At 69.3% G+C, this 17,294-nt stretch carries 23 protein-coding genes and 1 pseudogene; 10 read left to right on the top strand and 14 right to left on the bottom strand.

What is annotated here, in order from left to right:
* Nucleotides 1-7: 7 nt before the first annotated feature.
* Genes ccsB through QZ258_RS05500 form a run of 6 tightly spaced genes read right to left on the bottom strand, consistent with a single transcriptional unit; the run spans nucleotide 8 to nucleotide 6,134 of the window.
* A complete protein-coding gene (gene ccsB / locus QZ258_RS05525) occupies nucleotides 8-976 on the bottom strand; it encodes a c-type cytochrome biogenesis protein CcsB (protein ID WP_294179715.1) in 969 nt (322 codons plus the stop codon).
* Entirely contained in the window at nucleotides 976-2,631 is a 1,656-nt protein-coding gene (locus QZ258_RS05520) for a cytochrome c biogenesis protein ResB (protein ID WP_294179686.1), read from the bottom strand. The genes ccsB and QZ258_RS05520 overlap by 1 nt, the downstream gene beginning before the upstream one ends.
* Nucleotides 2,612-3,343, bottom strand: coding sequence for a cytochrome c biogenesis CcdA family protein (locus QZ258_RS05515; RefSeq protein WP_294179685.1), 732 nt, complete (start codon nucleotides 3,341-3,343; stop codon nucleotides 2,612-2,614). The genes QZ258_RS05520 and QZ258_RS05515 overlap by 20 nt, the downstream gene beginning before the upstream one ends.
* The gene (locus QZ258_RS05510) at nucleotides 3,340-3,936 is read right to left on the bottom strand and encodes a TlpA disulfide reductase family protein (RefSeq protein ID WP_294179684.1); all 597 of its coding nucleotides are present in this window, start codon (nucleotides 3,934-3,936) and stop codon (nucleotides 3,340-3,342) included. Before QZ258_RS05510 ends, QZ258_RS05515 begins: the two co-directional genes overlap by 4 nt.
* Complete coding sequence (locus QZ258_RS05505) at nucleotides 3,936-4,568, bottom strand: histidine phosphatase family protein (RefSeq protein ID WP_294179683.1); 633 nt, start codon at nucleotides 4,566-4,568, stop codon at nucleotides 3,936-3,938. Before QZ258_RS05505 ends, QZ258_RS05510 begins: the two co-directional genes overlap by 1 nt.
* A gap of 42 nt (nucleotides 4,569-4,610) precedes the next feature.
* A complete protein-coding gene (locus QZ258_RS05500; RefSeq protein ID WP_294179682.1) occupies nucleotides 4,611-6,134 on the bottom strand; it encodes a SulP family inorganic anion transporter in 1,524 nt (507 codons plus the stop codon).
* 190 nt (nucleotides 6,135-6,324) lie between these two features.
* Here QZ258_RS05500 and QZ258_RS05495 point away from each other — a divergent pair, with 190 nt between their 5' ends.
* From QZ258_RS05495 to aspS, 3 genes are all read left to right on the top strand, one after another.
* Nucleotides 6,325-6,681 (top strand): MerR family transcriptional regulator, encoded by a 357-nt coding sequence (locus QZ258_RS05495; RefSeq protein ID WP_294179714.1) that lies wholly within the window; start codon nucleotides 6,325-6,327, stop codon nucleotides 6,679-6,681.
* Nucleotides 6,682-6,692: 11 nt separating this feature from the next.
* Entirely contained in the window at nucleotides 6,693-7,049 is a 357-nt protein-coding gene (locus QZ258_RS05490) for an HNH endonuclease (RefSeq protein WP_294179681.1), read from the top strand.
* Between the two features lie 61 nt (nucleotides 7,050-7,110).
* On the top strand, nucleotides 7,111-8,442 hold the full coding sequence (gene aspS, locus QZ258_RS05485; RefSeq protein ID WP_294179680.1) for an aspartate--tRNA(Asn) ligase: 1,332 nt from the start codon (nucleotides 7,111-7,113) through the stop codon (nucleotides 8,440-8,442).
* Nucleotides 8,443-8,446: 4 nt separating this feature from the next.
* Here the strand turns inward: aspS and QZ258_RS05480 are convergent, their stop codons facing one another.
* The 3 genes from QZ258_RS05480 to QZ258_RS05470 all read right to left on the bottom strand — a co-directional run bounded on the left by QZ258_RS05480 (nucleotide 8,447) and on the right by QZ258_RS05470 (nucleotide 9,257).
* Nucleotides 8,447-8,626 carry a YegP family protein gene (locus QZ258_RS05480; RefSeq protein WP_294179679.1) on the bottom strand — a complete coding sequence of 60 codons (180 nt, stop codon included), beginning with the start codon at nucleotides 8,624-8,626 and terminating at the stop codon, nucleotides 8,447-8,449.
* Between the two features lie 80 nt (nucleotides 8,627-8,706).
* The gene (locus tag QZ258_RS05475; protein ID WP_294179678.1) at nucleotides 8,707-9,006 is read right to left on the bottom strand and encodes a Dabb family protein; all 300 of its coding nucleotides are present in this window, start codon (nucleotides 9,004-9,006) and stop codon (nucleotides 8,707-8,709) included.
* Nucleotides 9,003-9,257 carry a glutaredoxin family protein gene (locus QZ258_RS05470; protein WP_294179677.1) on the bottom strand — a complete coding sequence of 85 codons (255 nt, stop codon included), beginning with the start codon at nucleotides 9,255-9,257 and terminating at the stop codon, nucleotides 9,003-9,005. Before QZ258_RS05470 ends, QZ258_RS05475 begins: the two co-directional genes overlap by 4 nt.
* Before the next feature lie 33 nt (nucleotides 9,258-9,290).
* Between QZ258_RS05470 and QZ258_RS05465 the strand changes: the two genes are divergently transcribed.
* Nucleotides 9,291-10,067, top strand: a complete 777-nt coding sequence (locus QZ258_RS05465) for an HAD family phosphatase (protein WP_294179676.1) — start codon at nucleotides 9,291-9,293, stop codon at nucleotides 10,065-10,067.
* Between the two features lie 74 nt (nucleotides 10,068-10,141).
* On the opposite strand, the gene QZ258_RS05460 is transcribed toward QZ258_RS05465, so the two are convergent.
* From QZ258_RS05460 to QZ258_RS05450, 3 genes are all read right to left on the bottom strand, one after another.
* Nucleotides 10,142-10,240, bottom strand: a complete 99-nt coding sequence (locus tag QZ258_RS05460) for a 30S ribosomal protein bS22 (RefSeq protein WP_003792170.1) — start codon at nucleotides 10,238-10,240, stop codon at nucleotides 10,142-10,144.
* 106 nt (nucleotides 10,241-10,346) lie between these two features.
* Nucleotides 10,347-10,541 carry a helix-turn-helix domain-containing protein gene (locus tag QZ258_RS05455; RefSeq protein WP_294179675.1) on the bottom strand — a complete coding sequence of 65 codons (195 nt, stop codon included), beginning with the start codon at nucleotides 10,539-10,541 and terminating at the stop codon, nucleotides 10,347-10,349.
* Between the two features lie 108 nt (nucleotides 10,542-10,649).
* Nucleotides 10,650-11,162, bottom strand: coding sequence for a helix-turn-helix transcriptional regulator (locus QZ258_RS05450; protein WP_294179674.1), 513 nt, complete (start codon nucleotides 11,160-11,162; stop codon nucleotides 10,650-10,652).
* A 116-nt stretch (nucleotides 11,163-11,278) separates the two neighbouring features.
* On the opposite strand from QZ258_RS05450, the gene QZ258_RS05445 reads away from it, so the two are divergent.
* Nucleotides 11,279-12,661: a TrkH family potassium uptake protein gene (locus QZ258_RS05445; RefSeq protein ID WP_294179713.1), complete on the top strand. Its 1,383-nt coding sequence runs from the start codon at nucleotides 11,279-11,281 to the stop codon at nucleotides 12,659-12,661.
* On the top strand, nucleotides 12,654-13,322 hold the full coding sequence (locus QZ258_RS05440; RefSeq protein ID WP_294179673.1) for a TrkA family potassium uptake protein: 669 nt from the start codon (nucleotides 12,654-12,656) through the stop codon (nucleotides 13,320-13,322). The genes QZ258_RS05445 and QZ258_RS05440 overlap by 8 nt, the downstream gene beginning before the upstream one ends.
* Nucleotides 13,323-13,343: 21 nt before the next feature.
* Here QZ258_RS05440 and proC read toward each other — a convergent pair whose 3' ends face one another.
* Nucleotides 13,344-14,189: a pyrroline-5-carboxylate reductase gene (proC, locus tag QZ258_RS05435; protein WP_294179672.1), complete on the bottom strand. Its 846-nt coding sequence runs from the start codon at nucleotides 14,187-14,189 to the stop codon at nucleotides 13,344-13,346.
* Nucleotides 14,190-14,247: 58 nt separating this feature from the next.
* Here proC and QZ258_RS05430 point away from each other — a divergent pair, with 58 nt between their 5' ends.
* A complete protein-coding gene (locus QZ258_RS05430; RefSeq protein ID WP_294179671.1) occupies nucleotides 14,248-15,210 on the top strand; it encodes a cation diffusion facilitator family transporter in 963 nt (320 codons plus the stop codon).
* 18 nt (nucleotides 15,211-15,228) lie between these two features.
* On the top strand, nucleotides 15,229-15,582 hold the full coding sequence (locus QZ258_RS05425) for a hypothetical protein (protein WP_294179670.1): 354 nt from the start codon (nucleotides 15,229-15,231) through the stop codon (nucleotides 15,580-15,582).
* Nucleotides 15,583-15,598: 16 nt separating this feature from the next.
* Here QZ258_RS05425 and QZ258_RS05420 read toward each other — a convergent pair whose 3' ends face one another.
* On the bottom strand, nucleotides 15,599-16,048 hold the full coding sequence (locus tag QZ258_RS05420) for a nucleoside deaminase (protein WP_294179669.1): 450 nt from the start codon (nucleotides 16,046-16,048) through the stop codon (nucleotides 15,599-15,601).
* Between the two features lie 109 nt (nucleotides 16,049-16,157).
* Between QZ258_RS05420 and upp the strand changes: the two genes are divergently transcribed.
* Together upp and QZ258_RS05410 are read left to right on the top strand one after the other, a co-directional pair.
* A complete protein-coding gene (gene upp, locus QZ258_RS05415) occupies nucleotides 16,158-16,790 on the top strand; it encodes a uracil phosphoribosyltransferase (protein WP_294179668.1) in 633 nt (210 codons plus the stop codon).
* 324 nt (nucleotides 16,791-17,114) lie between these two features.
* A pseudogene (locus QZ258_RS05410) lies at nucleotides 17,115-17,294 on the top strand (winged helix family transcriptional regulator); the annotation flags it as partial.

Here is a 17,294-nt window from a genome sequence, read left to right as displayed (position 1 = left end):
CCGTCGCCTACAGTCCGCTGTAGGCGTGCAGGCCCTTGAACAGCAGGTTGACCGCCGTGAAGTTGAAGAGCACGGCTGCGAAGCCGACGATCGCCAGCCATGCGCTGCGCGAGCCGCGCCAGCCCTTCGTCGCGCGCGCGTGGATGTAGCCCGCGAACACGACCCAGACGATGAAGGTCCACACCTCTTTGGTGTCCCACCCCCAGTAGCGACCCCAGGCGCGCTCGGCCCAGATCGCCCCGGCCATCAGGGTGAAGGTCCACAGTGCGAAGCCCACGACGATGACGCGGGAGGCGAGGCGGTCGAGCGTGTCCGAGGTGGGGAAGGTCTGCAGGAATCGCAGTCCCGCCGCCCGGCCCGACTCGCGACGCGCCTGCAGCAGCTGCGCGATCGAGAGGCCGCCGCCGATCGCGAAGAAGCCGGTCGCGAGCGTCGCGACGAAGACGTGGATGACAAGCCAGATCGACTGCAGCGGCGGCGGCAGCGGTGACACGGCGACGTAGAAGTTCACGGTCGCCAGCGCGAGCAGGATCGACGCGATGCCGGTCACGTAGGCGCCGAGGAACCGGACATCGCGCCACAGCTGCACGCCGAGGAAGACGGCGACGGCGAGCGCGGTGCCGGTGAGGGCGAACTCGTACATGTTGGCCCACGGCACGCGCTCGGCGGCGACGCCGCGCATCACGAGGGCGGCGAGGTGGAGCAGCCAGCCGAGCACCGTCAGCGCGAAGCCGAGGCGCTGCCACCCGGAACCGCGGTCGGAGGCGGGGCGCGCAAGCCGCTCCAGCAGGGCCGTCCGGGCGCCCACGTCGCGCTCGGCAGGCTGCTCGCGGGCGAGCGCCCGGGCCTCCTCGGCCCCGGCGGTCACGGCGGCCGAGCGGGCGCTGAGGTCGCCGACGAAGGCGAGGAATGCGAGCACGTAGAGCGCGATCGCGGAGTAGTTCGCGATCAGCGAGTACGCGGCGAGGGTGTCCATCACGCGTCCATCCTAGGTTCGGTGTGGCGCTCCGGGGCGGGCACCCCGAGCGCGGTCGTGTGCCGGATCGCCAGGTCGGCGACGGCGTCGGCCAGTCGGGCGTCTTCGCCGCGGGCGAGGCCGGCGTATTCCAGCACGGTTCCCTCCGCGGAGTCGCGCACCTTGATCCAGACCCGGCGACGCGGCACGAACAGGCTCACCAGCAGCCCGCCGAGCAGCGTGATCGAGAACAGCAGCACCCAGACCTGCGAGGGGTCGTGGTGGATTTCGATGCTGACGAAGCGGCGCAGTTCGGTGAACTCGACGGTGCCGAGGCCGTTCGGCAGCTCCACCTCGTCGCCGAGCGCGAGCTCGAGCGCGGGCTCGTCAGCGGTGCGTCCGGCCAGCGGGGTCAGGTCGTCGGTGTCGAGCGCGTAGGCGTTGACCGAGACGCCGTCGTCGAGCCCGAGGTCGCCCGAGTAGACCTCCAGCTGCAGCAGCGGGTCCGCGGGCTCGGGAGAGAACGAGGCGAGCACGCCGGCGACCTCGATCGCGTCGGGGGCGAAGATCCCGACCATCCCGAGCTGCTCGTCGAGCCCGTCAGGGACCTTGATCACCCCGAGGCTGAACAGGTTGTTGTCCTGGGGGCGGAAGGCGACCGGCCCGCTCGAGACGATCGTTCCCGCAGGGTCGCGCACGGTCACGATCGGCGCGTAGCCGTTGCCGAGCAGATACACCTGGGTTCCCGCGATGTCGAGCGGCGCGTTGATGCGAAGGCTCTGCGCCTCCCACTCGCCGCCCTGCTCGCGCACGCTGAGCTGGGCGTCGAAGTCGAGCGGCTGCCAGCTGATGGTGTCCAGGTCGAACTCGTACTCGGCGACGAAGTCGTCGAGCCGGATCGCGTAGGCGTCGAGCTGATCGTCGGTGAAGAACCGACCGGGATTGAACGAGTCGTAGCTGCCGAGGCTGTTGGTGAACGCGGTGTCCTGCACGAGGATCCGCTGGCCGCTGTAGCCGAAGCCGCCGCCGATGCCGACTGCGATCAGCACGCCGACGAGCGAGATGTGGAAGATCAGGTTGCCGGTCTCGCGGAGGTACCCGCGCTCGGCCGAGATCGAGCGGACGCCGCTTCCGTCGTAGCGCTCGACGCGGTAGCCCTGCCCGCGCAGCACCGAGCGCGCCGACTCCACCGCGCTCTCCGGGTCGACCTGCACCGCCACGCGACGGAACCCGACGAGGCGCTCCAGGCGCGCGGGGGTGCGCGGCGGGCGGGCCCGCAGCGCGTCGAAATGGTGCTTGGTGCGCGGCAGGATGCAGCCGACGAGCGAGACGAACAGCAGCAGGTAGATCGCCGAGAACCACGGCGAGCTGAAGGTGTCGAACAGACTCAGCGAATCGAGCACCGGAAAGAGCTCCGGGTACTGCTGCTTGTACTGGATGACGCCGTTCGGGTCGGAGGAGCGCTGCGGGACGAGCGAGCCGGGCACGGCCGCGACGGCCAGCAGAAGCAGGAGCACGATTGCGGTGCGCATGCTCGTGAGCTGGCGCCAGAAGAAGCGGGCGTAGCCGCGGGCGTCGAGGCGCGGCTGCGCCGGAGAGCCGGATGCCGGAGCGGCGTCGACATGGTCGTCAGGCCGCATCGGGTCGACGCCGCGGTCAGATCGGGAGGAGGACACCCGCCAGCACCCCCCCGAAGGCCGTCATGACGGCGCCCCATGCCCCGGTCACCATGAGCACGCCGAGCACGATGAGCAGCACGCCGCCGGTGATGTTGATCACGCGCAGGTGGCGCTTGACCCACGCGATCGAGGTGCCGACCCAGCCGAAGCCGAGCGCGACCAACAGGAACGGGATCCCGAGGCCCAGGCAGTAGGCGATGCCGAGCGCGAGCGCCCGCGGCACATCGCCGGTGAGCGCGAGCGTGGACATCGCCGCGAGCGTCGGCCCGATGCACGGCGTCCAGCCGACCGCGAAGACGACGCCGAGCAGCGGGGCGCCGAGCAGTCCGGTGCGCGGCTGCCAGGACAGCTTCACCTGGCGCTGGAGCATCGTGACCTGCCCGATGAACACGAGCCCCATCAGCATCACGATCACGCCGCCGATCGAGAGCAGCAGTTGCTGGTAGCGCAGGAAGAACGAGCTCACGCTGCCGATCAGCACGAAGACCGCCAGGAAGATCACCGAGAACCCGGCGATGAACAGGGCGGCGCCCGCGACCAGCCGGCCGCGGGAGTGCTCTGCGCCGTTCGCGACCCCGCTCACGTAGCCGAGGTAGCCGGGCACGAGCGGCAGCACGCACGGGGAGACGAACGAGAGCAGCCCCGCGGCGAGCGCGAGCGGCAGCGCGAGCCAGAGGTCGCCGGCGAAGGCGAGGTCGCCCGGGTTCACAGTTCCTCGGCGAGCGCGTCGTCGATGAACTGAGCGAGCAGGCCGGGGTCGGAGACGAGGCCGGAGATGCGCGCCGCGACACGGCCCTCGCGGTCGAGGACGAGCGTGGTCGGCACCGCGTTCGGCGCGATCTTGCCGGCGAAGGCGAGCTGAACGTCGTTGGTCGCCGCGTCGACGATCGACGGGTAGGTGATTCCGAACTCGGCGGCGAAGGTTCGCGTAGTGGCGGCGTCGTCTCGCACGTTGACGCCGAGGAAGGTCACCTCGTCATCCAGGTAGTCGAGGTGGAGCCGCTCGAGGTCGGGGGCCTCGATCCGGCACGGCGGGCAGGTCGAGTACCAGAAGTTGACGACGACGACCCGGCCGAGCAGCTCCTCGCTCGAGACGGCGTCGCCCAGCTCGGTCTCGCCCGCGAACTCGATCGGCTCACCGCGGTTCTCGGCGACGATCGCGGTGGTCGTGCCGTCGCCGGAGACGTAGTTGCCGCCGTCGTCGCCCGCGTTGTAGTCGTCGAGCAGACCGCCCGAGGCGGTCGAACAGCCCGCGAGGGCACCGGCGAGAAGCAGCGCGATGGCCGCGGTGGGGGCGCGCATCAGACGGCTCCGAGGTCGATCGACTGGGCGAGGAGGTGACCGGCCGGCTCCTGATAGTCGACCTCGACGAAGCGCTCGCCCTCCTTGGCGAGCGTCGTGATGCTCGACAGGGTGCACCGGCGGGCGCGCGGGTCGTGGGCGAGCCGGCGTCCGGCGACGCTGCGTGCGACCATCCAGATCGGCAGTTGGTGGCTGACCAGCACGATCTCTCCCCCGCTGGCCACGTCGTGCGCCTCGGCGATGACGGACATCATGCGGGCGCGGATCGAGGCGAACGACTCCCCCCAGGAGGGACGCAGCGGGTTGACGGCGTACGGCCAGAGCCCCGGCCGACGACGCAGGTCGCGCCGGACATTGATGCCCTGAAAGCGGTTGCGCGGTTCGATGAGTCGCTCGTCGAGCACCACGCCGCGACCGAAGCGCGCGGCCCACGGCGCGGCGCTCTCCTGCGCGCGTTGCAGCGGGCTCGAGAGGATGCCGGTGATGCTGCGGCCGTCGAGCGACGCGGCGGCCGCCTCCGCCATCCGGTGGCCCAGCTCGCTGAGCCCGAAGCCCTCCAGCTGACCGTAGAGAATACGGGTCGGGTTCTCGACCTCTCCGTGACGGACGAGATGAACGAGGTCAGCAGGCACGGTTCGATTGTACGCGGGCTTGCCGAGTGCGGCCGGACGGGGTCAGTGACCGCCGCCCACGCCCCCGCTGAGCCGACCGTGGAAATCGGTGGTCGCCTGATTCATTCCGACCAGCACGACGCGCTTGTCGTGCTGGTCGTACTTGGTGACGATCGCGTCGAGCGCCGCCACGGTGGAGGCATCCCAGATGTGCGAGTTCGACATGTCGATCACGACCCGCTCCGGGTCGTCGGCGTACTCGAACTGGGTGGTCAGGTCGTTGCTCGAGGCGAAGAACAGCTCGCCGTCGACGGTGTAGTACGCGGTGGGGACCTGCTCGTCTTCCGGAAGCACGCGCGTCACGGTGACGAAGTGCGCGACCCGCCGTGCGAACAGCACCATCGCCACCAGCACGCCGGCGACGACGCCGATCGCGAGGTTGTGGGTCAGCACGACGATCACGACGGTGGCGACCATGACCGCCGTCTCGCTCTTCGGCATGCGCTTGAGCGTGGAGGGCCGGATGCTGTGCCAGTCGAAGGTCGCGACCGAGACCATCACCATGACGGCGACGAGCGCGGCCATCGGGATGATCGCGACCAGGTCGCCGAGCCCGACCACGAGGATCAGCAGGAACACGCCGGCGAGGAAGGTCGAGATGCGCGTGCGCGCCCCGGAGGCCTTGACGTTGATCATCGTCTGGCCGATCATCGCGCAGCCGCCCATGCCGCCGAAGAAGCCGGAGAGGAGGTTGGCGACGCCCTGCGCCCACGCCTCACGGGTCTTGCGCGAGTGGGTGTCGGTGACCTCGTCGACGAGCTTCGCGGTCATGAGCGACTCGAGCAGACCGACGACGGCCATGGCCAGCGCGTAGGGCGCGATGATCGTGAACGTCTCCCAGGTGAGCGGCACACTCGGGATGAACAGCTCGGGCAGGCTCTTCGGCAGCTCGCCCTCATCGCCGACCGTCGGAACGTTGAGCGCCATCACGACGACCACGGCGGTGGTGAGCGCGATCGCGACCAGCGGCGCCGGGACCACCTTGGTGAGCTTCGGCATCAGCACCATGATGAGGATGCCGCCGGCCACCAGCGGATACACGAGCCACGGAACGCCGATCAGGTGTGGCAGCTGCGAGGTGAAGATCAGGATCGCGAGCGCATTGACGAATCCGATCATGACGCTGCGCGGAATGAAGCGCATGAGCTTGGCGACGCCGAGCACGCCCATGATCACCTGGAACGCTCCGCCCAGGATGACGGTCGCGATGAAGTAGTCGAAACCGTAGTCGCGCATGACCGGCGCGATGACGACGGCGACGGCCGCGGTGGCGGCGGTGATCATCGCGGGGCGTCCGCCGAGGAAGGCGATCGAGACGGCCATCACGAACGAGGAGAACAGGCCCACCCGCGGGTCGACGCCCGCGATGATCGAGAACGAGATGGCCTCGGGGATGAGCGCGAGCGCGACGACGAGACCGGCGAGCACCTCGCGGGTCAGGATGCGCGGCGTGCGGAGCACGGTCAGCACGCTCGGCTCGGCCTTGTAGCGGTTCGGCCGGATGGGCGCGGGGGCAGGCGTGGTCATGGGACTCCTGGGGGACAGGCCCCGAGAGCGCTCGGCACGAGACACTGGGGCGGAGATACCGCGCCGCGTCGCACGATACGAGAGAGTGGACCGCCGTGGCGGCGGAGAGCACGGCGAGCCGCGCCCCCAGGAACACTACCGTAACGTGAGGGTTGGGAGGGATCTCGTGAGCACAGCACCGGGCAGCGTCATGCACATCGGCGAGCTCGCCGAGCGCTCCGGGCTGTCGCTGCGCACGCTGCGCCACTACGACGAGATCGGCCTGCTGACGCCGAGCGGGCGCACGACCGCCGGGTACCGCGAGTACACCGAATCCGATCTCGAGCGTCTGCTCGTCATCCGCCGCATGAAGCCGCTCGGCTACTCGCTCGAGCAGATGACGACGGTGCTCGCGGCCATCAACGACGCCACCCAGCAGCACGACATCGCCGAGCTCGACCGCTTCATCGCGGATGCGGAGGATCGCCGCACCGCGCTGCTGGGGCAGGTGGCGATGGCCGACGAGTTCCTCACGCGCCTCCGCTCGCTGCGCGGCGCCGAGGGCTAGGTTCTGAGGTCATGGCGACCGGCGGCTCTCGACGCGTGCGGGCGGCCCGGCGTCGCCGGCGGCGCGTCGCCCTCGCCGACAACGACCTGACGCCGCCCGAGTGGGAGGCGATCGTTGCGGCCTGGGGCGGCTGCGCCTACTGCGGCAGCCTCTCCCCCGCGCTGCAGAAGGACTGCGGGCTGCCGATCTCGCGCGGCGGGCGGTACACGATCGACAACGTGGTGCCGGCCTGCGCCTCGTGCAACGCGAGCAAGAGCAACGACGAGGTCACCTCGTGGATGCGGCGCAAGCGCTTGGACGAGCCGCGCTTCCTGGTGCGCTTCGCCGAGGTTCTCGCCGAGCTGCGCCCGCGCTCGCCCGAGGCCTGAGCGCCGCCGACTCCGGGCCGCGCACCGTGCGGTCGGCGCCGTCGAAGTAGACTCGACCCCCGTGACCGACCGCACTCTGATCAAGAACCTCGCCGCGCTTGCCGACGGCCCCGTCTCCGTCTCCGGATGGGTGGAAACGGTGCGGGATCAAAAGAAGGTGCAGTTCGTCATCCTGCGCGACGAATCGGGAGCGGTTCAGCTCGTCAACCCGGCGACACGCGAGGCCGAGAGCCCCGAGCAGCAGCCCGCGCTCGAGCTCACCGAGTCGATCTCGGCGCTCTCGAGCGGCACCTTCCTCACGGTGACCGGCGAGCTCAAGCACGACGAGCGCGTCAAGCTCGGCGGCCTGGAGATCAAGATCTCCGGACTCGACGTGGCGGCATCCGCCCTCGATTCGCCGATCGCCGACGACTCGTCGATCGACAAGCGCCTCGACTGGCGCTTCCTCGACTTGCGCCGCCCGGAGCAGAACCTGATCTTCCGCGTGCAGACCACGTTCCTGCACGCGCTGCGCACCTGGTGGGTCGAGAACGACTTCATCGAGATCCACACCCCGAAGCTCATGGCCAGCGCCTCCGAATCGCGCGCCGAGCTGTTCGAGGTCGAGTACTTCGAGACCACCGCCTACCTCGCGCAGAGCCCGCAGTTCTTCAAGCAGATGGCGCAGCCGGCCGGCTTCGGCAAGGTGTTCGAGGTGGCGCCCGCGTTCCGCGCCGACCCGAGCTTCACGAGCCGCCACGCGACCGAGTTCATCTCGGTCGACGCCGAGATGAGCTGGGTCGAGAGCCACGAGGACGTCATGCGGATGCACGAGCAGCTGCTCGTGGCCGGCCTGACCGCGGTCGCCGAGAAGCACGGCGCCGAGATCGAGGCCGCGTTCGGCGTCACCGTCACGGTTCCGAGCCTGCCGTTCCCGCGCATCCCGCTCGCCGAGGCGCACCAGATCCTCGAGAAGCGCGGCTACACGGTGCTGCGCGCCGACGGCGACCTCGACCCCGAGGGCGAGCGCCGCCTGAGCGAGTACGTGCGCGAGGAGCTCGGCCACGAGTTCGTCTTCGTGACCGACTACGCGACCGGAATCCGGCCGTTCTACCACATGCGCCACGAGGGCGACGCGAGCCTCACGAACAGCTACGACCTCGTCTTCAACGGCGTCGAGATCTCGACCGGTGCCCAGCGCGAGCACCGGGTCGATGTGCTGATCGAGCAGGCCAAGGAGAAGGGCCTCGAGCCCGAGGAGCTCGACTTCTACCTCGACTTCTTCCGCTACGGCGTGCCACCGCACGGCGGGTTCGGCATGGGCCTCAGCCGCGTGATCATGCTGCTGCTGCACCAGTCGTCGATCCGCGAGGTCACGTACCTGTTCCGCGGACCGAACCGCCTCACTCCGTAGCGCGCTAGGCGAGGTCCTCGATCGTCGCGCCGGCCGCGTTGCTGATGACCGACTCGACGGCCTTCTTCGCGGACGCCTTCTGCACGTAGTTCTCGCTCACCGCGAGCGTCTGCCCGTTGGAGGCGACGATGCGCCAGAAGTACGGCTGCTTCTCGCTCTTGCCCTTGACGATCTGGAACTTCATAGTGCGAACTCCTTCATTCGAGTGACAGGACCTCCACCTAAGCATGGAGCCGCCGCGCTGACCAGAGCGACGCGGGCGACCTAGAGATCGAGGTCGACGCAGACCCGGTCGGCGGTCAGCTCGCGCGGCAGCGCCGCGAAGGCCACATGCGCGGGGTGCGACTGGTACGTGTCGAGGTCGGCGAGCGAGGCGAAGTCGACCCAGAACGCGACGTCCCAGTTGCCGTCGACGACGCCGAGGTCGGCGCCGACGGTCAGATGCTGGATCTCCGGGATGATCGGGACGAGCTCCTGCAGCCCGACCGCGAGACGCCGGGCAGCCTCCTCCTTCTCGGCCGGCTCGGTGGCCTTGAGCTTCCAGGCGACGATGTGACGGATCATGCGGTGACCTCCTCGAGTCGACGACGCAACCGCTCCGGGTCGACGCGCCAGATGGTGTGGACCCGGTCGTCGATCAGCAGGACCGGGATTTCTTCGACGTACGCGTCGAAGAGCTCCGCATCGTCGAGAATCGATCGCTCATCGAAACTGAAGCCCGGGAACTCGTCGAGCACCTGCAGCACCACGGCCCGTGCGTCGTCGCACAGATGGCAGCCGGGCTTTCCGACCAGGGTCAGGCGTGGTGCACTCACGTCGCCACCCTACCGGCGGCTAGAGTTGCGCCGATGTCCGCCTCCGACCTCAGCCCGAGCAATCGCCCGATCATCGCGTTCTTCGATGTCGACAACACGCTCATGCGCGGCACGAGCATCTTCCAGGTCGGCCGCGAAGCCGTGGCAAGCGGACTCGTGCGCTGGCGCGACATCTGGCGCTTCGTCTGGCATCAAGCCCGATTCATCGCGGTCGGCGAGAACGACCTGCACCTCGTCTCGGCCCGTGAGCGCGCCCTCGGGCTCGCCGCCGGCCACACTCGCGAGCAGATCATCGGACTCGGCGAGCGCATCTGGGAGCGTCGGATCCAGCCGCGGCTCTACCCCGAGTCGGTCGAGCTCGCCCGCGACCACCTGCGCAAAGGCCACGAGGTCTGGCTCGTCTCGGCGACACCCTGGGAGGTCGGCGACCTGATCGCCCGCAAGCTGGGACTCACCGGCGCGCTCGGCACCCAGGTGAAGACCGTCGACGGCGTCTACACCGGGGAACTGGTCGGTCACGTGCTCCACGCCGAGCGCAAGGCCGCGGCGGCGCGCGCGCTCGCAGCGAAGGCGGGAGCGGATGTCGCCGACTGCTGGGCGTACTCCGACAGCCGCAACGACATCCCCCTGCTGGAGCTGGTCGGCAACCGGATCGCCGTGAACCCGGACGCGATCCTCACCCACCACGCGCACAAGCACGGCTGGCCGATCCTGCGACTGACAGCCAAGAGCATCCGGGCGGCGCGGAAGCGCGTGGCGCGCGAGGCGCGACGCGTGAAGCGCTCGGCACAGCAGAAACGCCCGGCCTAGACGGCTCGGGCGTTCCTGGTGCGCGCTGCTGGGATTTCGATACGCGCTTCGCGCTACTCAATCCGCAGAGCGACTTACTTCTTGTTGCGACGCTGGTGGCGCGTCTTGCGCAGCAGCTTGCGGTGCTTCTTCTTCGCCATGCGCTTGCGGCGCTTCTTGATGACGGAACCCATGTTCACCTCGCTTGTTCGGAGTCGGGACCACCGGGTCCTAGGCCGAACCGCGGAAATCTAACCTCCAGAGTCTACCCGGAGACCCTGGATCGAGCGAAACGAGCGCTCAGCCGACGTTCGACTCGGGCAGCTCGATCGCGTGCGAGACCGCCGACTCGGGGATGCGGTAGCTGCGGCCGAAGCGCACCGCGGGGAGCTCCCCCGCGTGGACCATCCGGTAGACGGTCATGTTCGAGACGCGCATCATCTCGGCGACTTCGGCGACGGTGAGGAAGCGCACGTCGGACAGGTCCTGAGCCATGCCGCCTCCGTTCCGACTCGCTGTCGTGTCTCGTGTGATCTGTGTGACTCCTGTGACAGGAGTGCATCGCGAGACTAGCGGTGCCGGACGGCCCTGTCTAGGCCTCGATCAGTCCTTCGAGCCGCGGAACGGCAGGATCTCCGTCACCTTGTGCTGAACCCGCTCGAGTCGCGCCTGCGCCCCGTGCAGCCGGTCCTGCGCAGCATCGAGGGCTGCGCGCGCGGAGTGCGCAGTGTCGGCGGCCGCACGACCGACGCGACCAGCGACGCCGGTTCCCGCCCAGGCGGCGAACACCGTCGACTGCGCCGAGGCGTCACTCTCCTGCGACAGCCGCTCGGCATCGCGCGCGAGGAACGGCGAGAGCCACCCGTCGAGCTCCTCCAGCGGCGCGGGGTCGATCCGGTAGTAGCGATGCTGCCCCTCTTCGCGCACCGCGACCAGCCCGTGATCGCGCAGCACCTTGAGATGCTTCGACACGGTGGGCTGACTCAGCCCGAGCGCCTCGACGAGTTCCCCCACGGATACCTCGCCCACGTATTCGTCCGCCTGGGCGCGCGCAAGCAGCAGTTCGAGCAGGTGGCGGCGCGTCCCGTCCGCGAGACACGTGAAGATGTCAGCCATGACCCAAGACTAGATCGGTCGCGGCGCGAGTACCATGGCCCCCTGTGCGCGCGAATCCTGCGAAAAGGCGGCGGGGAGCCGGTCGGTTCCCTGACACGCGGTCGCGCCCGGCGCGAATCCGGGACGCCTTCGACGACTTCGCCCGGCGCTCGCCCTCGCGATTCGCGATCCTCATCTTCACCGGACTGATCCTCGCGCTGACGGCGATTCTCGCAACGCCGTGGGCTGCTCGCGACGGGCAGGCGACGCCGATCGTCGATGCTCTGTTCACCGCCGTCTCCGCGATCTGCGTCACCGGACTCGTGGTCGTCGACATGGCGACTCACTGGTCCACCTTCGGCAACGTCGCCATTCTGATCGGCCTGCAGGTCGGCGGCATCGGCGTGCTGACGCTCGCGAGCATCCTCGGCCTGGTCGTCTCACGGCGTCTCGGGCTGCGCGCTCGGCTCATCGCGGCAAGCGACACCAACGCCTCACGCCTGCACGCCGGCCCGGTCGCCGAATCCCAAGCGGTGCGGCTGGGCGAGATCGGCGGGCTGCTGGCGACCGTGGCGCTGTCCACGCTGATCATCGAGCTGATCCTGATGCTCTCGCTCGTGCCGCGCCTGCTCGCGCACGGCCTCGACCCCTGGTCGGCGACGTGGAAGGGCTTCTACTTCGCGGCCTCCGCCTTCACCAACACCGGCTTCGTGCCGACCGTCGACGGCGTCGAGCCGTTCGCGACCGACCCCTGGTTCCTCACCACGATCGCCTTCGGCGTCTTCCTCGGCAGCCTCGGATTCCCGGTCATCTTCGCCGTGCTGCGCACCGTGCGCTTTCGGGTCCGCCTGCCGATCCACGCCAAGCTCACCCTCGTCACCACCATCGCGCTCGTCATCCTCGGCTCCGTCGCGATCCTCGTCCTCGAGTGGTCGAACCCGGCCACCCTGGGCGGCCAAGACGCGGCGGCCCGGCCCATGACGGCGACCTTCCTCTCCTTCATGACCCGCTCGGGCGGCTTCGCCAACGTCGACGTCGGCGCCATGGACGGCGCCTCGTACCTCGTCATGGACATGCTGATGTTCGTCGGCGGCGGCTCCGCCTCCACCGCGGGCGGGATCAAGGTCACCACGCTCGCCGTCCTCTTCCTCGCGGCCTACGCCGAGGCCAAGGGCGACACCGATATGCAGGTCTTCGACCGCCGCATCCCGAACGACGTGCTGCGCCTGTCGGTCAGCGTCGTGCTCTGGGGAGCGACGATCGTCGCCGCTGCCTCGATCGTCATCCTGCGGATCACCGATGAGCCGCTCGACCGCGTGCTGTTCGACGTGATCTCCGCCTTCGCCACCTGCGGGCTGAGCACCGGGCTGACCGAGACCCTGCCGGATGCGGGCAAGTACGTCCTCGCGGCCACCATGTGGGCGGGCCGAGTTGGTACCGTGACACTGGCCGCCGCACTCGCGGCGAGCCAACGCCGTCAGCTGTTCACGCGCGCCGAAGAGAGGCCCATCGTTGGTTGAGCGAATCCCGCACGACGCCCCGGTTCTGGTGCTCGGCCTCGGCCGATTCGGCGCCGCGACCGCCGGGCAGCTTCAGCGACTCGACCGTGAGGTGCTCGCGGTCGATGAAGATCCGAACCTCGTGCAGAAGTGGGCAGACCGTGTCACGCACGCCGTGCAGGCGGATGCGCGCTCGATCGACGCGCTCCGGCAGATCGGCGCCGCCGACTTCAAGGTCGCGGTCGTCGCGGTCGGCTCCTACGTCGAGGCGAGCGTGCTCATCACCGCGAACCTGGTCGACCTCGGCATCCCGCAGATCTGGGCGAAGGCCGTCAGCCAGTCGCACGGCAAGATCCTCTCGCGCATCGGCGCCAACCACGTGATCTACCCGGAGGCGGAGGCCGGCGTGCGCGTCGCCCACCTCGTGTCGGGCCGCATGATCGACTTCATCGAGTTCGACGACGACTTCGCGATCGTCAAGATGTACCCGCCGAAGCCGATCCGCGGACTCAGTCTCACCGACTCGCACGTGCGCACCAAGTACGGCATCACCGTCGTCGGCGTGAAGAGCCCCGGCAAGGAGTTCACCTACGCGACAGCGGACACGGTGGTCTCGAACCACGACCTCATCATCGCCAGCGGAAAGGTCGCCGACCTCGACCGCTTCGCGACCCTCGGCTGAGTCGCCGAACGCCCGCTCAGGTCAGGACCCTGCGGCGATCTCCTTCGCCCGCGCGACGGCAGCGTCGGCGGCACGCGTGAACAGGTCGCGAAGTTCGGCCTCCTCGAGCACGGCGACCGCGCGCTCGGTCGTGCCCTTCGGGCTGGTCACGCGGCGACGCAGCTCGGTGGCATCGACGTCGGCCCCCGCCAGCAGCTCGCTCGCGCCGCGCACCGTCTGCTCGACCATCAGCCGCGCCTGCTCGGGAGCGAAGCCGAGATCGATCGCGGCCTGCGTCCAGCGCTCGATCAGCAGGAACACGTAGGCGGGGCCGGAGCCGGACACCGCGGAGAGCGCGTCCAACTGCGCCTCCGGCACGACGATGACCTCTCCGACCGTCGCGAAGAGCGCCGCCACGAGCGACACCTGGGCGTCGTCCACGCGGGAGCCCGCCGAGAGCCCGGTCACCCCGAGGCCCACCAGCGACGGAGTGTTCGGCATGGAGCGAACCACCGGGTTGGCGACCAGTGCCTCCATTGACGCCGTCGTCACGCCCGCGGCCACGCTCACCACGATCGCGTCGGGTTCGAGCGCGTCGGCGATCTCACGCAGCAGGTCGGCGATCATCGCCGGCTTGACGGCGAGGAGAACGAGCCCCGCGCCCGCCACGGCGCGACGATTCGCGTCGGGCGCCGTCTCGAGAGAGAGGACCTCGATGCCGTCTGCGGACATGCGCGCGGCGCTCTCGGCGCTGCGCGTCGTGACGACCACGCCATCGTCGGCCGCCGCGGAGCGGCGCAGCCCCGCGAGGATCGCCCCTCCCATCGACCCTGCGCCGAGGATCGCGATACGGGGCAGACGAGTCGTTTCGGAGGAGGAAGCGGTCACTCGCAGAGTGTAACTTGGGACCGCGCGCCCAGTTTCGAGCGCAGAGGGGACCTGATCGATGAGCACCTCGGGCGGAACAAAGGCCGTTGTCGCGGCCCTGCTGGCGAACTCCGGCATCGCGATCACCAAGTTCGTCGCGTTCGCATTCTCCGGTTCGAGCGCGATGCTCGCCGAAGGCGTGCACTCGGTCGCCGACGCGGCGAACCAGGGCCTGCTGCTGTTCGGCGGCCGGCAGGCCAAACGCAAGGCTGACGCCGAGCACCCCTTCGGCTACGGGCGCGAGCGCTACGTGTACGCCTTCGTCGTCGCCATCGTGCTGTTCTCCGTCGGTGGCGTCTTCTCGCTCTATGAGGGCATCGAGAAGCTGCAGAACCCGCACCCGCTCGAGGTGCCGTGGCTCCCGATCGTCGTGCTCGTCATCGCGATCGTGCTCGAGTCGTTCTCGCTGCGCACGGCGGTCATCGAGTCGAACCTCGCCCGCGGCGACCAGGGCTGGGTCGCGTTCGTGCGCCACGCCAAGCAGCCGGAGCTGCCCGTCGTACTGCTGGAGGACATCGCCGCACTGCTCGGCCTGACCTTCGCGCTCGTCGGCGTCGGCCTCACCATCGTGACCGGCGACCCCGTCTGGGATGCGATCGGCACCATCGCGATCGGCGTCCTGCTGGTGCTCGTCGCCCTCGTCCTCGGCATCGAGACGAAGAGCCTGCTTGTCGGCGAAGGCGCGAATCAGGCGAACGTCGCGAAGATCCGCGAAGCGCTCGTCTCGCACCCGCAGGTCGAGACGATCATCCACATGAAGACCCTGTACGTGGGCCCGGACGAGCTGATGGTCGGCGCGAAGCTCGCCTTCCCCAAGGGCACCTCGATGTCGAACGTCGCCAGCGCGATCAATTCGGTCGAGGTGCAGGTCCGCGAGGCTGTTCCCCACGCCCGCATCATCTACATCGAACCCGACGTGTTCCACTCCCCCGACGACTTCAACCCGCCGACCGACGCCATCGTCATCAAGAGCGCCGACTGAGGCGCGCAAAGGAGCACCATGGAACTCGCCCTCAACCTCGTCCTCGTCCTGCACTTCCTCGGACTCGCCGCGATCATCGGAGTGTTTCTGGTGCAGATGCGGGCGAACTCGGGCTTTCGCACCGACATCCTGCTCGCCGGGGCCATCACGCAGGTCGTGACCGGTCTCGCCCTCGTCGGCATGCGTCAGATGGGTGACCTGGGCGTCGACAACGCGAAGATCGCGGTCAAGCTGATCGTCGCCCTCGTCGTCCTCGTCGCCGCGATCGTCGCGAACGTCAACCAACGCAAGCACCGCAAGATCAAGCCCGCCTTCCACGCCGCGGGCGGACTCGCGATCGTCAACGTGGTCATCGCGGTGCTCTGGGAGTAGGTCGCGCGCGGCGCCGTCAGCGCCGCTGTTCGAAGAATTCGCGGAGCAGCTCCGCCGCCTCGACGCCTCTCACACCCGTGGTCACCTCGACCCGGTGCGGGAGGCGTCGGTCGCGGACCAGGTCGTGCACGCTGCCCACCGCCCCCGCCTTCTCGTCCCAGGCGCCGAAGATCAGTCGCGGGATGCGGGCCGCGAGGATGGCCCCCGCACACAGCACGCACGGCTCGAGCGTGACCACGAGGGTCGTGTCGGCCAGCTGCCAGGCCCCGAGCGCTTCGGCGGCGCGGCGGATCGCGACCACCTCGGCGTGCGCGGTCGGATCCTGGTGCAGCTCGCGTTCGTTGCGCCCCGTCGCGAGGATGCGCCCCGCACCGTCCAGGACGACGGCGCCGACCGGAACATCGCCGGTCGCGAGCGCGGCGCGCGCCTCGGCGAGGGCGAGTTCCATGACCTCGTCGTCGGTCATCCACCCTCCCTTTTCCGTGGTGCCAATTGAACTTGGCGCCAAGCTGAATTGGCACCATCCGAAACGGACACCCGCCGGGGCGGGGTGCGCGGTCCGATAGATTGAGCCTATGCGCCTCCACGTCGCCGACCACCCGCTCATCACGCACAAGCTCACGTTGCTGCGCGACGCGCGCACCCCGAGCCCGACGTTCCGCAACCTGGCGCGCGAACTCGTCACGCTGCTCGCCTACGAGGCGACGCGCGACGTGCGGGTCACCCGGGTAAGCGTCACCACGCCGGTGACCGAGACGATGGGCGTCGAGATCGCCGAACCCGGCCCGCTCGTCGTGCCGATCCTGCGCGCCGGCCTCGGCATGCTCGACGGCATGACCGCGCTCGTCCCGACGGCCGAGGTGGGCTTTCTGGGCATGGTGCGCGACGAGGAGACGCTCCAGCCGACGACCTACGCGACACGCCTGCCGGATGACCTGGCGGGCCGCCAGTGCTTCCTCCTTGACCCGATGCTCGCGACCGGCGGCTCGATGGTGGCAGCGATCGACTTCCTGTTCGACCGCGGCGCGGTCGACGTCACCGCGATCTGCCTGTTGGGGGCGCCCGAGGGCGTCGAGGCCGTGCGCGCGGCGACCGAGGGTCGCAACGTCACCGTCGTGCTCGGCGCGCTCGACGAGAAGCTCAACGAGGTCGGCTACATCGTCCCGGGCCTCGGCGACGCGGGCGATCGGCTGTACGGAACCGTCTGAGCCAGGTTGCGTTTTGCGGCCCGGTGCAAGAAACTGACAGGCATGACCACCGACCGTACGCATGTCCTGACCTCCTTCGAGGCTTGTGGGACCGCCGACATGATGTCGGCGCGCGCGGTCACCTGTTGTCGAATGTGTGCGTAGAGACTTCTTCTCTCTCGCCGAGTCCCGAATGCGCTCCCATGTCTGAGCCCGACGGACTCCCGGAATCTGCCCGTTCGGGGCATCGACTCCGCCACCCCGCACACCCGCTCCACTCTCGCGAGGCGAACCACCGTGGATGATCACACCCCCACGTCGCCCGCCCATGAAGGATTCGACGACATGTCTCTCGCCACTCTCGACGCACTCCGCAAGCCGCCGGCACGCACCCCTGTACGACCGCGACCGGTGGACGACCTCCCCACCGCGCCCGCGCGCGCCGACGAAACCACCAGCCCCGTCTCCCGCATCCGTGCCGTGCCGGAGGGCACCGAGGCGCGCGGATTCGCCCTGTACGTCGGC

The organism is uncultured Schumannella sp. (assembly GCF_905479755.1).
Lineage (GTDB): Bacteria > Actinomycetota > Actinomycetes > Actinomycetales > Microbacteriaceae > DCRR01.
Note: the sequence above shows the minus strand (reverse complement) of the source record. Positions and strands in the feature narration are given on the sequence as shown.

Bases quoted from the DNA above. Each gene is read 5' to 3' on its own strand.
- QZ258_RS05420 (WP_294179669.1), bottom strand. From the start codon at position 16,048: ATGACCGACGACGAGGTCATGGAACTCGCCCTCGCCGAGGCGCGCGCC.
- QZ258_RS05460 (WP_003792170.1), bottom strand. From the start codon at position 10,240: ATGGGTTCCGTCATCAAGAAGCGCCGCAAGCGCATGGCGAAGAAGAAG.
- QZ258_RS05450 (WP_294179674.1), bottom strand. From the start codon at position 11,162: ATGGCTGACATCTTCACGTGTCTCGCGGACGGGACGCGCCGCCACCTG.
- QZ258_RS05480 (WP_294179679.1), bottom strand. From the start codon at position 8,626: ATGAAGTTCCAGATCGTCAAGGGCAAGAGCGAGAAGCAGCCGTACTTC.
- QZ258_RS05465 (WP_294179676.1), top strand. From the start codon at position 9,291: ATGTCCGCCTCCGACCTCAGCCCGAGCAATCGCCCGATCATCGCGTTC.
- QZ258_RS05430 (WP_294179671.1), top strand. From the start codon at position 14,248: ATGAGCACCTCGGGCGGAACAAAGGCCGTTGTCGCGGCCCTGCTGGCG.
- QZ258_RS05475 (WP_294179678.1), bottom strand. From the start codon at position 9,006: ATGATCCGTCACATCGTCGCCTGGAAGCTCAAGGCCACCGAGCCGGCC.
- QZ258_RS05495 (WP_294179714.1), top strand. From the start codon at position 6,325: ATGCACATCGGCGAGCTCGCCGAGCGCTCCGGGCTGTCGCTGCGCACG.
- upp (WP_294179668.1), top strand. From the start codon at position 16,158: ATGCGCCTCCACGTCGCCGACCACCCGCTCATCACGCACAAGCTCACG.
- QZ258_RS05500 (WP_294179682.1), bottom strand. From the start codon at position 6,134: ATGACCACGCCTGCCCCCGCGCCCATCCGGCCGAACCGCTACAAGGCC.
- QZ258_RS05510 (WP_294179684.1), bottom strand. From the start codon at position 3,936: ATGCGCGCCCCCACCGCGGCCATCGCGCTGCTTCTCGCCGGTGCCCTC.
- QZ258_RS05490 (WP_294179681.1), top strand. From the start codon at position 6,693: ATGGCGACCGGCGGCTCTCGACGCGTGCGGGCGGCCCGGCGTCGCCGG.
- ccsB (WP_294179715.1), bottom strand. From the start codon at position 976: ATGGACACCCTCGCCGCGTACTCGCTGATCGCGAACTACTCCGCGATC.
- QZ258_RS05455 (WP_294179675.1), bottom strand. From the start codon at position 10,541: ATGGCTCAGGACCTGTCCGACGTGCGCTTCCTCACCGTCGCCGAAGTC.
- QZ258_RS05425 (WP_294179670.1), top strand. From the start codon at position 15,229: ATGGAACTCGCCCTCAACCTCGTCCTCGTCCTGCACTTCCTCGGACTC.